Raw genomic sequence first — 16676 nt, 5'->3', positions numbered from 1 at the left:
AAGCGGTATCTTTATTCATTAAATAGTTCTCCTTTAAAAGCTCTTTGCACTAAGCAATTAAAGTTATTTTCCATTTCGATGAGTGATTGTTGCATGAGTTGTTTTTGTTCTTCGATTTTTTGCAGCATTTCTGCAAATTGATTTTGAAGTTCAATGGGCGGCAAAATTATCGGGAAATTTTGTAAATGTTCCTTATTTATCTGTCTTTTATCAATACCACCAACACATACACTTCTAATGTATTCTCTATATTCATTAGTTGTAAGAATAAATAAAACAAATTCATGAATAATATTCTTTTGTAGTCTTATCAGATAAACATGTCCATTTATATTAGCACTATCATCTTCTCCTAAAAACATAGCCGCTCTACCTAAACTACTATTTTCAGTATTTATTCTTCCAGTTTTAGTCATTAGAATATCTTTATACTTCAAACTACTTTTTGCCATTTTAGTATGAGTTTCATTATCTATATATGCCACATCATCAAGTAATAATCTATTTTTCCAAACATTTTGGCTTCTTAAAAAAACAATCCCATCCTCAACATAAACTTGCTTTCCACCTTTTGGGGTTGTTCCATTTATTATTTTTGTTGATATATCTTTTAGTTTTCTAACATCCCACCCTTTTGGATTTGTAACAGGGTCTCCAAACATATCATAAAATATACTTTGAATTAACTCATCAAGAAGTTCAATTTGCTTCTTTCTTAAATCTATAAGCTCCTGAGCTTTATCTAAAACTTCAACAATTTTCTTTTGGGTTTCGAGTGCTGGTAGAGGAATTAGTACGTTCTTTAAAAATACTGTACTTAAGTTTTTTTGTGCAATACCTTTTGAATTCTCAATACATAAATTCTCAAATTGGTCACTATTCAAGTAATAGTACAGAAACTTAAAGTCTACTGCTTTATTTTTAATTCTTAAGCAAGCCACTCGCTGATTAAGTGCAGCTGGTAACATAGATTTTCTTAGTATACCCACCCTACCGACGTTTCCAGTTAAAGACATCAGAATATCATTTTCAAACAACTCATATCTTTTTAAATCTTCCATATCTTTGTCACAATAATATTTCGGATCATTATCAACAATTACACCCTTTTTGAACATTTGTAATTCTAATGACTCTATAACCTCTAGTAGAGTATTTTTTGCTCTCAAAGGCATATCCATTCAAAACATCACATATCTTACCAAGCTTCTTAAATTCCATCCTACACCATCCTCTCAATGTCATTCAGCCCATCAAGAATCTGATGTTCTAACTCTTTTATTCTTTGAATAATAACCTTAGGTGCTTCATATTCCACTTCTTCATATTCAATCTCTTTATATCGGTTAATGGAAAGATCATAATCATTCTTCACAATTTCATCTTTACTGACAAAGAAAGACTTTTCAGTACGTTTTCTATCCTTTTCATTTTCTAGATTATGATAACGAATGATAATGTCAGGAATATCATTTTCATCCACGGGTTGACGTTTGTCATCTAATGAAAATCCATCAGCTTTCATATCATAGAACCAAACCTTATCCGTTCCACCTGCACCTGTCTTAGTAAATATCATTATAGCAGTTGAAACCCCAGCATAGGGTTTAAATACACCACTTGGCATAGATATGATTGCATGCAAGTGATGATTTTCAACAATCTCTTTTCTAATTGCTTTATGGGCTTTTGAACTACCGAATAATACCCCATCAGGTACTATAGTTGCACAACGTCCACCTTTCTTAAGGATACGTAACATTAGTGCAAGAAATAAAAGTTCAGTTTTCTTCGTCTTTGTTACTTTAAGTAGGTCAACTGAAACTGACTCATAGTCCAATGAACCTTTAAATGGTGGATTAGCTAATACAAGGGTATATTTCTCTTCATCCTTGTTTTGCTCTGACAATGAATCTCTATACATTATATTAGGTCTTTCTACACCATGAAGCATCATGTTCATTGCTCCAATACGAAGCATTGTTCTATCCATATCAAATCCATAGAACATAGTTTGGTTATAATGATTCTTAAGCTCTTGAACTGTAAATAGGTCTTCATTATTTCTTTGTAGATATTCACCTGCTGCAACTAAAAAACCTGCTGTACCCGCTGCAGGGTCTACGATAATATCTGTCGGTGTTGGTTTCATTAATTCAACCATCATTTTAATAATGTGTCTTGGTGTCCTAAATTGTCCATTGGTACCAGATGATGCAATTTTAGATAAGAGATACTCATATAGGTCTCCTTTAGCATCTCTTCCTTCCATAGGCAATGTATCTATATTTGTTACTAGCTTTTCAAGCATTTGTGGTGTAGGTATCATAAAAATTGCATCACCCATATATTTTGAAAATGCTGATTCTTTATTATTATCCAATTTTTTAATAAAAGGAAATACCTTCTTAGATACAATTTCATACATTTCATTAGCGCCTTTTTGTTTAAAATTCTTCCATCTTAAATCCTGTTGGTCATCATTAAATATCTTCTTTGGTTCAATACCAAGTATAGATGCATTTTGCTCTAAATCATTTTGTTTATCGTCCAATGCCTTTATAAAAATAAGATATGTAAATTGTTCAATTACAGATAAAGGATTAGTTATTCCACCTGTCCAAAATATTTCCCATATCTTGTCTACTTTGTTTTTTAGTTCACCTGTTATCATATCTTAATCCTCCTAAATTAAATTCATAAATGGAATGTAGTAGTTTTAAATAATTTTATCAATTTTAATTCATGAATACTATAAGAAAATCAAAAAAATACTAGACAGCTTAAATTATATAAACCAAAATATTTTTTTTAAAGCAAAACCCACATTTTAATTGTGGGCTTGCTGTTTCCTATCCTCGTTCAAGGGAACATATACATTTTTTATAAAACCTTTGTTCTCATTGAAATTTCAGCATTTCCTAGCTGTGTTTTCTTTTAATCAATACTACTGACTCCACATGCATAGTATGTGGAAACATATCTACTGGCTGTACTTCTACTGCTTTATATCCTTTCTCATCAAGATATTTTAAATCTCTTGCCAAAGTACTTGGATTACAAGAAACATATACAATTCTTTCTGGATTCATATTAACAATAGTATCTAATACTTTCTCATCGCATCCTTTTCTTGGTGGATCTAGTACTACTACATCTGCCTTTAGGCCTTTTTCATAAAGCTTTGGTACAACCTCTTCTGCTGCTCCAGTATAAAAATTAACATTTTCTATTCCATTGATTCTTGCATTTTCTTTAGCATCCTGTATTGCTTCATCTACAATTTCAATACCATGTACATACTTTGCTTTTTGAGCTAAAAATAATGATATGGTACCAATCCCGCAATAAATATCATATACAGTCTCTTCTCCATTTAAATCTGCAAATTCTAAAGCTTTTTCATATAAAACCTTTGTTTGTATAGGATTCACTTGAAAAAAAGATAAAGGAGAAATATTAAATTTTAAATCACCTATATAATCTACAATTTTATCTTCTCCATACAAAGTAATACATTCTTGTCCAAGAATCCTATTTGTTCTTTTTGTATTTATATTTTGTACAATACTCTTTATTTGTGGTATTTCATCTAATAAAGCTTCTATAAGTTCTCCTTTATTTGGTAAATTTTTTCCGTTTGTAATAATTACAACCATAATTTCTCCAGTAGTAAATCCAACCTTTGTTAATATATGCCTTATAAGTCCTTTTCCTGTTTTTTCATCATAGGTAGAAATTTTATGTTTATTTATATAATCCCTTATAATTTTTATAATTTTATCATTGACATCATGCTGTATATGGCAAGTTTCAATGTCGACAATATCATGTGTCTTTCTTTTGTAAAATCCAATCACACTTTTATCTGCTGTTCCTACTGGAAATTGTGCTTTATTACGATATCTATAAGGATTAGTCATTCCTAGTACTTTATGAATTGTTACATTTTTTAATTTCCCAATTCTTTCTAAATTATCTTTTACTTTTTTTTCTTTTATTCTTAATTGTCCTGAATAATCCATATGCTGGATTTGACAACCTCCACAAACATATGCAATTGAACAAATAGGGTCTATTCTATCAGGGGATGGCTCTTCAATTTTTATAATTTTTCCTACTGCATAATTCTTCTTAACAACTGTTATTTTTACCTTTACCAAATCCCCTACTATGCCGCCATCAGCAAAAACAGTAAAACCTTCTATTTTTCCAATACCTTCTCCTTTATGTCCTATATCTTCAATTTTCATAGAATAAATTTGATCTTTTTTCACTATATTAGTCATATTTTTTACTCCTTATATCTTTCTTTTCATGTAAATACATTATAAGCTATATTTTAGATAACTTTCAATTCCTCATAAAAATAAAATTCATAAAATACGTTAAAAACCTTCTTTGTTTTAACGTTCTTTTTATTTTTTTTAATTTGTTTATCCATAATTTCCTAAAGAATAAAAAAGTAGACACCCTAAAAAGGTGCCATTCAAGATAATAGTAGAATCAGTTACTTCCATTGTTACAAAACCCTATTATAGATTATAATACATATATTTAAATTTTATACGAATAATTTTTTAATAAATCAATTTTTTCAGACTGTAGACAAAATAGAATTATTATAACTGAAAAATAAATAGAATTTTTCAAAATTATGAATCTTAGTTTTCTCTAAAACTTTGTTTATGAGCGTTATTTTTCAGTTTATTTATAAATATAACTTTGTCAACAAGCTCAAAAAAATAGGATGATGGAATCATCATCCTATTTTTTTCTATAATTTAACAGGTGCTCCTGTTTCTAATGATTTTTTCGCAGCAAGACCAATTAGTACTGGTTTTAATCCATCTATTCCTGTAACAGGTACTTCTTTATCATTTATTACTGCATCCATAAATTGTTTCATTTCATCAACAAAAGAATCCATGTATCTTTCTAAGAAGAAGTACTTAGGCTTGTCGCTAAATACACCTTCTTCAGTGCTAAGTACTGCTGTTGATGGTGTATCATTTGCAACTTCTACTTTTCCTTTTGATCCAAATACTTCTACTCTTTGATCATATCCATATGCTGCTTTTCTACTATTATCAATTACACAAATAGTTCCATCTTCAAATTTTAATGTAATAACAGCTGTATCTACATCTCCTGCTTCTCCTATTGCTGGATCTACTCTTACTGCTGCAGATACATATACTTCTTCTACTTCACAGCCTACTAAAAATCTTGCCATATCAAAATCATGAATAGTCATATCTAAAAATATTCCGCCAGAAACCTTAACATATTCTGCTGGTGGTGGTGCAGGGTCTCTAGAAGTAATTTTTACAATATGAAGATCTCCTACCTTACCTTCATCAATTAGATTTTTTACTCTGCTAAAGTTATGGTCAAATCTTCTATTAAATCCAACTTGGAATTTTACACCTGCTTCTTTTACTGCTTCAAGTACTGCTTCAACTTTTTCAACTGATAAATCAACTGGCTTTTCACAGAAAATATGCTTTCCTGCTTTAGCAGCTTCAATAGATATTTGTGCATGTGTATCTGTGGAAGAACAAATTAATACTGCATCGATCTCTGGATCGTTTAATATATCTTTGTAGTCATTTGTTGCTGTAGGGATACCCATTTTTTCTGCCCATTCTTTTGCTCCCTCAAAATAAACATCAGAAATTGCTTTTATTTCAACTTCTGGTATATGATTCATAATACTTTGGGAATGTACTTTCCCAATTCTTCCGGCTCCAATGATGCCCACTTTCATTTTTTTAGCCATAATTTATTTCCCCTTTACAATAAATTTACCCTTCTTATAGCCCAGTTTTTTCTGCAATAAATTTTCTTGCTTTAATTGCATACTCTAGAGGATTTGCTTTAGCTGGATCTTGTTCTGCCTCTACTACCATCCAACCTTCATAGCCCACTTTTTCTAATACTTCAAATGTATGATCAAAGTTTATAACACCATCTCCTGGTACTGTAAATACGCCCTCTTTAACACCCTTTAAGAAAGACCATTTTTCTTCCTTTAATCTTTTTAATACATCTTCTCTTACATCTTTTAAATGTACGTGTACAATTCTATCAGCATATTTCTCTACAACTTTATCTACTGCTTCTTGAGTTCCTTCTGAGAAATACATATGTCCTGTGTCAAATAATAGATATACATCATCATTTGTCATTTCCATAAATCTATCAACTTCTTCTGGTGTTTGAACTCCTGTTCCCATGTGATGATGTAGAGAAACTTTCATTCCTTTTTCAGCAGCAAGCTCTGCTAATTTATTCATACCTTTTGCAAGTTTTTCCCATTCTTCATCTGTAAATACTGGTTTTTCATCAAAGATTGGTTTATCTAACCCTTGGATACTGTGTCCTTGTTCAGAACAGCCAATAACTTTTGCACCCATTTCATATAGAAAATCTCTATGCTTAATGAAAGCTTCTATTGTTTCTTCTTCTGGCTTTGTTGTAAAGAAACAACTAAACCAAGCATTACAGATTTGAACTCCTCTTAAATCAAGAGCTTTCTTTAATACTTTTGTATCTTTTGGATATTTGTTTCCTACTTCACTTCCAGTAAAGCCTGCAAGTGCCATTTCACTCACACACTGTTCAAAAGTGTTTTCTGCTCCTAGTTCTGGAAGGTCATCATTTGTCCATGCGATTGGTGCGATTCCTAATTTTACTTTTTCTTTGCTCAACATGTTTATCCCTCTCATTCTATAAGTATTATTAAAGATTTTTATTTTGCAAGGTAACAGTTTTTCTCTTTAAAGATAAAACAAACCTTGCAAAATAAATCTTAGTATTGTCTTATTTTTTCTACTGTTTCTTTTATTGCTCTTGCTGCTTCTTGAATGCTTTCCTTTTTAGAAACTTGTGCTGTTCCTACTCTCCACCAGCTTTCATATCCACCAGTCATAGTTTTTGGTAAAACTTTCACATCAATTAAAGTAGAAACTTTTTGTTTCTTTGCATCTAAAATAGCTTCTCTTAATTCCTCTATTGTCTTTACTTTATACGTTTTTACACCATATGCAGCTGCGCTCATGGCATAATCAATAGGAATTAACTTTCCATCTAACTTTCCAGTTTCTTCATTTCTAAATCTAAATTCTGTTCCAAAGCTTCCCATTCCCTGACTCATTTGCAGGTTATTAATACATCCAAAAGCCATATTATCAAATAATACGACATTTATCTTTTTATTCTCTTGAATACTTGTAACTAGCTCAGAATGAAGCATTAAATAACTTCCATCTCCAATGAAAGTATATACTTCCTTATCAGGCTCTGCAATCTTTGCACCTAATGCTGCTGCTACTTCGTATCCCATACAAGAATATCCATATTCCATATGGTAAGTATTAGGCTTTTTAGGACACCATACTCTTTGAAGGTCTCCAGGTAAACTTCCTGCTGCACCAACAACGATTGCATCATCATCTAATAATTTATCTAATTCACCTAATACTCTTGTTTGAGTTAAACAAGACTTTGTATCATCATAGAATTCTTCTATTACTTCGTCTAAATGACCTGCAATTTCAGGCTTGAATCCTTCTTTATATTCTATACTGAATAATCTATCTAATTCTTTTTGCCATTTTTCTTTAGCATCTTTTATTTCTTCTGTATATGCTGACTTATATCCTATTTTTTCAAGTTCAGCCGCAATTGCATCTAATCCTACCTTTGCATCTGCAACTACCTTTGTAGCATCTAATTTATATGCATGATATTCTGAAATATTAATTGTTAAGAAATCAACTTCAGGGTTTTGGAATTGACTCTTTGATGCTGTTGTAAAGTCAGTAAATCTTGTTCCTACCCCAATAACTAAGTCTGCATCTTTTGCAATAATATTTGCAGCTAAGTTTCCTGTTGTACCTACTCCACCTAAATTTAATGGATGTGTCCACTCAATAGCACTTTTTCCTGCTTGAGTTTCTGCAAAAGGAATGTTAAACTTCTCAGCAAATGCTTTTAAGCTATCTGCTGCTTCAGAATATCTTACACCACCACCACAAATAAGCAATGGCTTTTTCTTAGATTTTATTAACTCTACTGCATCTTTTACAGCTTCTACTGTTGCTGGTCTTCTTTCAATTCTATGCACACGCTTTTTGAAGAAATACTCTGGATAATCATAAGCTTCACCCTGTACATCTTGAGGTAAACATATTGTTACTGCTCCTGTATTTGCAGGATCTGTAAGTACACGCATTGCATTTATCATTGCAGTCATTAATTGTTCTGGTCTACTTACACGATCCCAGTATTTACTTACTGCTCTGAATGCATCATTTGTACTAATTGTCAAATCATGTGTCTGCTCCACTTGTTGAAGCACTGGGTCTGGTTGACGTGTAGCAAAAGTATCTCCTGGTAAAAGAAGTACTGGAATATTATTTGCTGTAGCTGTAGCTGCAGCTGTAACCATATTAGCTGCTCCTGGTCCTACAGATGATGTAGCTGCACAAATTTGTTTTCTATGCTTTTGTTTTGCAAAGCCAGTAGCTACATGCGCCATTCCCTGTTCATTTCTTCCTTGATATACAACTAAATCTCCAGGATCTTCTTCTAAAGCTTGACCAAGACCTACAACATTTCCATGTCCAAATATTGTGAAAATACCATGAACAAATTTTTGCTCTTTTCCATCAAATTCTATATATTGATTATTTAAAAACTTGACTAAAGCTTGCGCTACAGTCATTCTAATTGTTTTCATTATTTGACCTCCTTATATTTTACTTTCTCTTATTATTTAGCAGGCCATATTTTTGCATCTTTGTCTAATAACCATTTGTGCTCATCAACAAAAATACGCTCATCAAATGGATTATTATCTAGATGGCGAATCATCCAAACATAATACATAGCATATCCTGGTGCTGCTGTTTGTGGATGTACCAAGCCTCCTGGAATTGCAACCGTATCCATATTATTCACTACGTATGCATCATCTCCTACAACAGAAAGTCCATAGCCTTGTTCTGGATAGAAACGATAATGATAAATCTCAGGTTGTGGATGATGATGTGGTGGATAACTTGAATATTTTCCTGGATGGTTGATTACTTCTCCGATCACTAGATTTGCATCTGGTGAATTAGAATGATCAAAAATAGTTCTTACAGTTCTTGTAGCTGTTTCATTTAATGTCCCTGCACCAAATTGTTCACTTCTACATTCATCTGGTGTATATAATTTTGCTGGGAAAGCCTTTTCATTATCTGTCTTTTGAACTGCTATTTCTGTATCATCTTTTAAACATGTAATTTTTACTTCTACATTAGATGGTACATGAAGACAATAAGGATCTTCTGAAAAGCAGTCTTCTCTCTTAGCAGTTACTTTATTGCCTTCCCACTCTAATGTAACTTCTCCATGGATTAATAAATATGCTCTTTCTAAGTTTTCACTTGAAGTTTGCACATCATCTTTTTTCATTTTTAAAATACCAAAATCCATTAACATATTGCTATGTTTTCCATTCATCTCTGTAATACTGTTATATCCGTATTTGAAAGGCTCTGCTTGTCTAATTCTCATGTGAAGACTCCTTCCTTTACTTTTTACCGATTCCTAATAATTCCATTTTCTTTTTAGCTTCTTTTTGTACCTCAACCATAGGCTTTTGGAATAACACAATTCTATCAAATTCATTTGGATTTTTATTCATCTCTTCTCTCATTGTATTTCCAAATACCATTCTAAGGGCTGTTCCAATATTTACTTTAGCTACATTGTATCTAGAAAGTTTCTTTAAATCTTCATCTTTAACCCCTGTTGATCCATGGATAACTAAAGGTACATCTGTTAATTTTTCAATTGCTTCTAATCTATCATACTGAATTACTGCATCTTGGGTTTCCATTCTATGAAGGGTTCCAATAGCTACTGCTAAAGCATCTACCCCTGTCTTTTCAGCAAATATTTTTGCTTCCTCTGGCTCTGTATATCTTGCTTTCACTTTAAGAGATGGATCGCTATATCCTACTGCTCCAATTTCTGCTTCTACTGATACATTACATGCATGTGCTAATCTTACGATTTCTCTTGTGTTTTTAATATTTTCTTCAAAAGGTAATTGAGAACCATCATACATAACAGATGTATATCCTGCTTTAATAGCTCTAGCTACCACCTCAAACTCTGTTGCATGATCTAGATGTACACATACAGGCACCTTTGCATCTTCTGCAACAGCACATAATATTTTTGCCAAAATCTCTATAGGCATATGATTTACAGCTACCTTGTTTGTCATAAGTATTACCGGGGCATCCAACTCTTCTGCTGCACGAACTACAGCTACAGCATCTTCATATCCGAATACATTAAATCCAGGAATGGCAAAATCAGATTTTGCCACTCCTTTTAAAGCTTCCTTTAAATTTACTAGCATAATATGTCTCCTATTTATTCATAATATCGCCAAATAATTCTTCATCAGTTGGCTGAGTAGATTCAATTGGAGCAGATACCCAAGTTACATTGATTAAGTGTTTCCAAGTAATATTTTCTGAAGCAATGTTGCCTCCCCATGTACCACAGCCAAGAGTTAGAGTCATTGGCATACCATTTGTCCATGCTCCACTGTTTGCTAGACATTGTGGTTGTCTTACCATTACACGGCTTGTTTTTGTATTTAAAGCTAATGCTAAAATTCTATCTTCATTATTAGAGTGAATTCCACAAGAGTGACCTCTTCCATGGTATGAAGTAATAGCATTTACCTTTTCAATTGCTTCTTCAAATTCTTTATATTTGAAAAGTGTTGTTACAACAGATAATTTTTCTCCAGAGAATGGATAATCTGGTCCAATTCCTGTTTCTTCTACCATAAAGAAAGTTTTTCCTTCTGGTAATTCAATTCCTGCTTCTTTAGCAATTACTTCAGGTGCTTGAGCAACGATTGCTGAACTTAAGTGTCCATCATGCCACATAGCTTTTTGAAGTTTTTCTTTTTCTTCTGGTGATACTAAATATCCACCCTCTGCTTCCATAGCTTTTACGAAATCATCATAGATATCCTCTTGTACTACACATGAATTTTCTGTAGAACAGCTTGTTGCAAAGTCAAATGTTTTACTTCTCATAATTTTATTTGCTGTTTCTTTTAAATCTACTGTTTCATCTACTACTGTAACAGCATTTCCTTGACCAACACCATATGCAGGTGTACCTGAACTATAAGCAGCTTTAACCATTCCGCCACCACCAGTAGCTAATACTAAGTCAGCTTGCTTCATAAGCTCTCCACTTACATCCATTGATACATACTCTGGCTCAACAGGGATAATTAAATCTTCTGGTGCTCCAAACTTTTTAAGAGTCTCACGCATAATATTTACAATGTAAGTATTTGTTTTTTTAGTTCTTGGATGTGGAGCTAAAATAATTGCATTTCTACCTTTGATTGCAAACATAGACTTTAGAACTGGTGTTGCTTCAGGATTTGTACAAGGTACTAATGCTGCAACAACTCCAACAGGTTTCGCAATTTTGATTATTTTCTTTTCATCATCACGCTCAATTACACCTACGGATTTTTGTCCTTTCATATCGCGAAGCCCACCGCGAATTTTTGTCATAAGCTTTGCATATTTTCCTTCATAATTTCCTAATCCAGATTCTTCGACAGCCATTTCTGCAATTTTTTCCGCATTTTCAGGTTTTACAATGTTCCATGCAATTGCAGTACATAATTCATCTACTTTCTCTTGTGTGAAAGTATCTGCTATTGCTTGTGCTTTTCTTGCTCTCTCAATAAGATTTGATACATATTCTTTTGCATTTATACTCATTTTAACTCCTCCTTGCTATAATTTTATGAGTCGTATTATTTAACTAAAAAACGCCATTCATATTTTTAGTAAATCTTTGTCATAATATGTTTGCTATTTTGTTAATTTTTTCGCAAACGTTTGCGATGATTTTAAAAAAAATAAAATTTATTTTTGGTAGTTATCTATAAATTCTTGTATCTTCTCTGCTGTTGGCATTGCATCTGAACAACTATGACTTGAAACTACAATAGCTGCTGATCCTGCGCCAAATTCCATTGCTTTTCCTATATCCCAGCCTTGCATTAATCCATATATAAATGCTCCAGCATATGAATCTCCAGCTCCAAATGTCTTAAGAGGCGTTACAGGGAATACCGCACCTACAACTTCTTCGCCTTCTTTTGTATAAGCAATAGATCCTTCTTTTCCATGCTTGATTACAACAATCTTTGCATTGAAATCAAACCATTTTTGTGCTGTAACGTGATCGTCTTTATTTCCTTTCATTGTCAACATTTCCATCATGTCAAACTCTTCTCTTGTTCCAATAATCACATCACACTTTTCTGCTGCTAGATTATAATATATGCTTGTCTCCTCTACTGATTTCCAAGTATATGGACGATAATCAATATCAAAGAATACTACTGTACCATGCTTTCTAGCATAGTCAAGTGCTAAAAACACAGCTTCTCTTGACGGACTTTTAGCTAGTGCTGTACCTGAAATTAATATAGCCTTTGCATTTTTAATATATTCTTCATTTACGTCTGTTGGCTCAAGCTTTAAATCTGCCACATTATCACGATACATTAAAATGCTACAATCTGTCGGACTTTTAATTTCTGTAAATGCAAGTCCTGTTACACTTCCAGACTTATCCGTAATCACATTAGATGTATCTATATCACTTTTCTTTAAGTAGTCTACAATATATCTACCCATTTGATCATCTGCAACACGCCCAATAAAGCCTGTTTTCATTCCTAGTCTTGACATTGCTACTGCTATATTTGCAGGAGAACCGCCAAGATACTTTGTAAAGGTCATGGTTTCTTCCATTGGCCTATTGATTTCATTTGCATTTAAATCTATACAAAGTCTTCCAATGGCAATGAAATCCATGGCTCTTTGCTCTTTGAATTCCAAATTGTTCATCTTTTACCTCCTTTTTTAATTTCTTTCAACATTATTATACATCTATTATTTAATTAACGCAAACGTTTTCTTTATTTTTTACCACGATTTTTTCTTTCATCTAAAATTACAGCCGCAACAATAATAACTCCTTTTACAATTTGTTGCCAATATGCAGATACATTTAATAAGTCTAATCCATTGTTTAAAACTCCAATAATTAAAGCTCCGATTATAGTTCCTGTTATTTTACCGATTCCACCATTTAAACTTGTTCCACCGATTACAGCAGAAGCAATAGCATCTAACTCATAAGCTACTCCAAGTCCTGGCTGACCTGAACTGATTCTTGAAGATAAAACAATACCTGCCATACCTGAAAGCATTCCTGCATAAGTGTATATTAAAACTTTATATTTATCTACATTGATTCCTGAAACAACAGCTGCATTTTCATTTCCACCTATAGCATATACATACTTACCAAATTTAGTATTTGTTAATAATACATGTGTAATAGCTGCCATAACTACTAAAACTATAATTGGGAAAGGAATTCCTAATACTTTTCCTTGTCCTATAAAGTTATATGAACTTTTTAAACTACTTATTGGTCTACCATCACTATAGATAAGTGCTGCTCCTCTTGCTACAATCATCATTCCTAGTGTTGCAATAAATGGAGGAATTTTTGTTTTTGCAATGATAATTCCCACAATAGCACCACATAAAACCCCTACTAATATTCCTGCTAAGATTGGAACAATTAATGGAACATCAATATTTGGATACATCTTTGATGCCCAATCAGCTCTTTGTGCAAAGCTTGCTGCAACAACAGCTGATAATGCTAATACTGATCCTGAAGATAAGTCAATTCCTGTTGTAATGATAACCATAGTTACACCACATGCAATAAGTCCTATAACCGAGATCTGTCTTACTACGTTTAATAAGTTTCCAACCTTTAAAAACGCTGGAGAAAGTATAGACATTAATACTACCATCCCAATAAATATAAAGAATATTCCATATTTCCTAAAAAGCTGTTCTGTTTTTGCCTTCATTTTCCTGCTCCTTTCCATTTCTACTTAAAATTCTTCTGTTTTAATTATTGTTTTTTTCCTGTTGCTAAATGCATGATTGTTTCTTGTGTTGCATCTCCTCTCATTAACTCCCCTGTTTTTCTTCCTTCATGCATTACCATAATTCGATCACTCATTCCAAGTACTTCTGGAAGCTCTGATGAGATCATAATAACTGCTTTTCCTTGTTGAGCAAGTTTTGACATTAATTTATGAATCTCAGCCTTCGCTCCTACGTCAATTCCCCTTGTAGGCTCATCTAATATTAAAATGTCTGGCTGTGTTAAAAGCCATCTTGCAATCAATACCTTTTGTTGATTTCCACCACTTAAGTTTCCAATAATTTGTTCTTTGCTTGGTGTTTTAACAGAAAGCTTTTCGATTCCTTCTTCACAAGCCTCATTAATTTTTTTCTTATCTAAAAATATTCCTTTTTTATATTCATCAATATTTGCAATAATCATATTATCTTCAACAGAAAGCATTAAATATAGCCCTGTTAGTTTTCGATCTTCTGTAAGGAGTGCCATTTTATGCTTAATCGCATCTTCTGGTGTTTTAATATCAACCTTTTCATTATTAATAAAGATTTCTCCTGAATCTTTAGGAGTTACCCCAAATATACATTCCATTACTTCTGTTCTTCCTGAACCCATTAATCCTGCTACTCCTAGGATTTCTCCTCTTCTTACATTGAAGCTTACATCTTCAAAATATCCTTTTCTTGTTAGATTCTTAACCTCAAGAATTACATCACCAATTTCAGCTTCTTCCTTATGGAAAACTTGTTTTAATTCTCTACCAACCATTAGCTGAACTAATTTATCATGATTTAAATTTTCTGCTAACTCAGTAGCAATATACTTTCCATCTCTAAAAACTGTAATTTCATCTGATATTTTAAAAATCTCATCCATTTTATGAGAAATGTATATAATTGCTACTCCTTCACTTCTTAGTTTATTAATGATTTTAAATAGATTATCTACTTCTTTTTCAGTAATTGCTGATGTAGGCTCATCCATAATGATTAAATCTGAATTATAAGATATAGACTTTGCAATCTCAACCATTTGTGTATTGGCAATACTTAATTCTGCCATTTTTGCTTTAGGATCAATCTCAATGTCTAAACGTTTTAGCAATTCTTCTGTATCTTTCTCCATTTTTTTGTGATCTACAAGTCCAAACTTATTTACTGGCTCACGCCCTAAATATATATTTTCAGCAACTGTCATATAAGGTATAGGGCTCAATTCCTGGTGAATCATTGAAATTCCTAAACTCAATGCATGATTTGTATTTTCAATAACAACCTCTTTACCCTTCCATTTAATAGTACCTTTAGTAGGTTGATGGATCCCGATGACTGTTTTCATAAGTGTAGATTTTCCTGCACCATTTTCTCCCATTAATGCATGTACAGTTCCTCTTCTAACCTTTAATTGTACATCATCTAGCGCTAAAACCCCTGGAAATTCTTTTGTGATATTTTCCATTTCTAAGATATAATCATTAGTCATCTTTTTCACCTCTTTTTCTTAAAATTTTCTTATATAAAGGATATCAACAAAATTGATATCCTTTATATAAGTTAAAACCTTTTATTTCATAAATTCTTTATAGTTTTCTGGAGTTACTAATTGGAATGGAATCCAAACTCTATTTTGTACCTTTTCACCTTTTACCTTCTTAACAGCAGCTTCCATAGCTCCGCTACCTTGTCCTTCTGCATCCTGGAATACAGTTGCATCTAATCTTCCTTTATCAATTTCTGCTAAAGCATCTGGTGTAGCATCTACTCCAGCTACTAATATTTCACCAAGTTTTCCTTGTGCTTCTATAGCATTAATTGCACCTAATGCCATATCATCATTGTTTGATGCTACTGCATCAATCTTGTCTCCACTTGCTAACCAGTTTTCCATAACTGCCATACCTTTTGCTCTTGACCATTCACCTGTTTGCTCTTTTGTAACCTTAATGTTTGGATATTTTTCTTCTATAACCTTCTTAACACCTTCAGTTCTCTTGATTGCTGCTTCATTGTCTAATTTACCCATTAATATAACAACGTTTCCTTTTCCTCCCATTTTTTCTGCTAAGTATTCCATTTGGAAGATTCCTGCATCTATTGAGTTAGAACCAACAAATACAACATCTTCTGGTAAATTATCTGGTAATCTGTTTACATATACTAATGGAATATTTGCTTCTTGACAAGCTTGTGTCATTGGTCCAGTTGCTTCTGTATTTACTGGTACAACAATTATTGCATCTACTCCTTGTGCAACAAAGTTTTCTACTTGTGCTAATTGCTTGATTGCATCATCTTTTGCATCAACATAAGTAGCTTCTACTTCTCCACCTAATTTTTTAGCATATTCTTCCATACCATCCTTCATATACATTAAGAAAGTATCATCAAAGCTTGCAATAGATACACCAACCTTTATTTTCTTACCTTTTCCTTCTTCTGCTTGTTCTTCTTTCTTACCAGCACATCCTGCTAGTAATGAAAAGCTTAAAACAACAACTAATAATAATGCAAAAAACTTCTTCATAAATAAATTCCTCCCTTATAACATTTTATATATAACTCAAATGCATTAATTTTAGCATTTGAGCTTATATTTACTTTTTA

General features: G+C 32.5%; 13 protein-coding genes. All 13 read right to left on the bottom strand.

Features of this window, described 5'->3' with window-relative positions:
• Nucleotides 1-11: 11 nt before the first annotated feature.
• The 13 genes from FQB35_RS04090 to FQB35_RS04030 all read right to left on the bottom strand — a co-directional run bounded on the left by FQB35_RS04090 (nt 12) and on the right by FQB35_RS04030 (nt 16596).
• Nucleotides 12-1181, bottom strand: coding sequence for a restriction endonuclease subunit S (locus tag FQB35_RS04090; RefSeq protein ID WP_207707340.1), 1170 nt, complete (start codon nt 1179-1181; stop codon nt 12-14).
• A gap of 41 nt (nt 1182-1222) precedes the next feature.
• Nucleotides 1223-2674 carry a type I restriction-modification system subunit M gene (locus tag FQB35_RS04085; RefSeq protein ID WP_148808761.1) on the bottom strand — a complete coding sequence of 484 codons (1452 nt, stop codon included), beginning with the start codon at nt 2672-2674 and terminating at the stop codon, nt 1223-1225.
• Between the two features lie 247 nt (nt 2675-2921).
• Nucleotides 2922-4289: a 23S rRNA (uracil(1939)-C(5))-methyltransferase RlmD gene (gene rlmD, locus FQB35_RS04080; RefSeq protein ID WP_168198233.1), complete on the bottom strand. Its 1368-nt coding sequence runs from the start codon at nt 4287-4289 to the stop codon at nt 2922-2924.
• 488 nt (nt 4290-4777) lie between these two features.
• Complete coding sequence (gene iolG, locus FQB35_RS04075; protein WP_148808760.1) at nt 4778-5782, bottom strand: inositol 2-dehydrogenase; 1005 nt, start codon at nt 5780-5782, stop codon at nt 4778-4780.
• A gap of 34 nt (nt 5783-5816) precedes the next feature.
• Nucleotides 5817-6716: a myo-inosose-2 dehydratase gene (iolE, locus tag FQB35_RS04070; protein WP_207707339.1), complete on the bottom strand. Its 900-nt coding sequence runs from the start codon at nt 6714-6716 to the stop codon at nt 5817-5819.
• Nucleotides 6717-6814: 98 nt separating this feature from the next.
• Nucleotides 6815-8746: a 3D-(3,5/4)-trihydroxycyclohexane-1,2-dione acylhydrolase (decyclizing) gene (gene iolD, locus FQB35_RS04065; RefSeq protein ID WP_148808759.1), complete on the bottom strand. Its 1932-nt coding sequence runs from the start codon at nt 8744-8746 to the stop codon at nt 6815-6817.
• 32 nt (nt 8747-8778) lie between these two features.
• The gene (locus FQB35_RS04060) at nt 8779-9570 is read right to left on the bottom strand and encodes a 5-deoxy-glucuronate isomerase (protein WP_148808758.1); all 792 of its coding nucleotides are present in this window, start codon (nt 9568-9570) and stop codon (nt 8779-8781) included.
• 16 nt (nt 9571-9586) lie between these two features.
• A complete protein-coding gene (locus tag FQB35_RS04055; RefSeq protein WP_148808757.1) occupies nt 9587-10426 on the bottom strand; it encodes a class II fructose-bisphosphate aldolase in 840 nt (279 codons plus the stop codon).
• Nucleotides 10427-10436: 10 nt separating this feature from the next.
• On the bottom strand, nt 10437-11828 hold the full coding sequence (locus tag FQB35_RS04050) for an aldehyde dehydrogenase family protein (RefSeq protein ID WP_148808756.1): 1392 nt from the start codon (nt 11826-11828) through the stop codon (nt 10437-10439).
• Between the two features lie 147 nt (nt 11829-11975).
• Entirely contained in the window at nt 11976-12968 is a 993-nt protein-coding gene (gene iolC, locus FQB35_RS04045) for a 5-dehydro-2-deoxygluconokinase (protein ID WP_148808755.1), read from the bottom strand.
• 71 nt (nt 12969-13039) lie between these two features.
• Entirely contained in the window at nt 13040-14014 is a 975-nt protein-coding gene (locus FQB35_RS04040; protein WP_207707338.1) for an ABC transporter permease, read from the bottom strand.
• Nucleotides 14015-14058: 44 nt separating this feature from the next.
• Nucleotides 14059-15555 (bottom strand): sugar ABC transporter ATP-binding protein, encoded by a 1497-nt coding sequence (locus FQB35_RS04035; RefSeq protein WP_148808753.1) that lies wholly within the window; start codon nt 15553-15555, stop codon nt 14059-14061.
• A gap of 81 nt (nt 15556-15636) precedes the next feature.
• Nucleotides 15637-16596 carry a sugar ABC transporter substrate-binding protein gene (locus tag FQB35_RS04030; protein ID WP_148808752.1) on the bottom strand — a complete coding sequence of 320 codons (960 nt, stop codon included), beginning with the start codon at nt 16594-16596 and terminating at the stop codon, nt 15637-15639.
• Nucleotides 16597-16676: the final 80 nt, after the last annotated feature.

The organism is Crassaminicella thermophila (genome assembly GCF_008152325.1).
GTDB classification, from domain to species: domain Bacteria; phylum Bacillota; class Clostridia; order Peptostreptococcales; family Thermotaleaceae; genus Crassaminicella_A; species Crassaminicella_A thermophila.
This window is presented reverse-complemented; position numbering and strand designations above follow the sequence as displayed.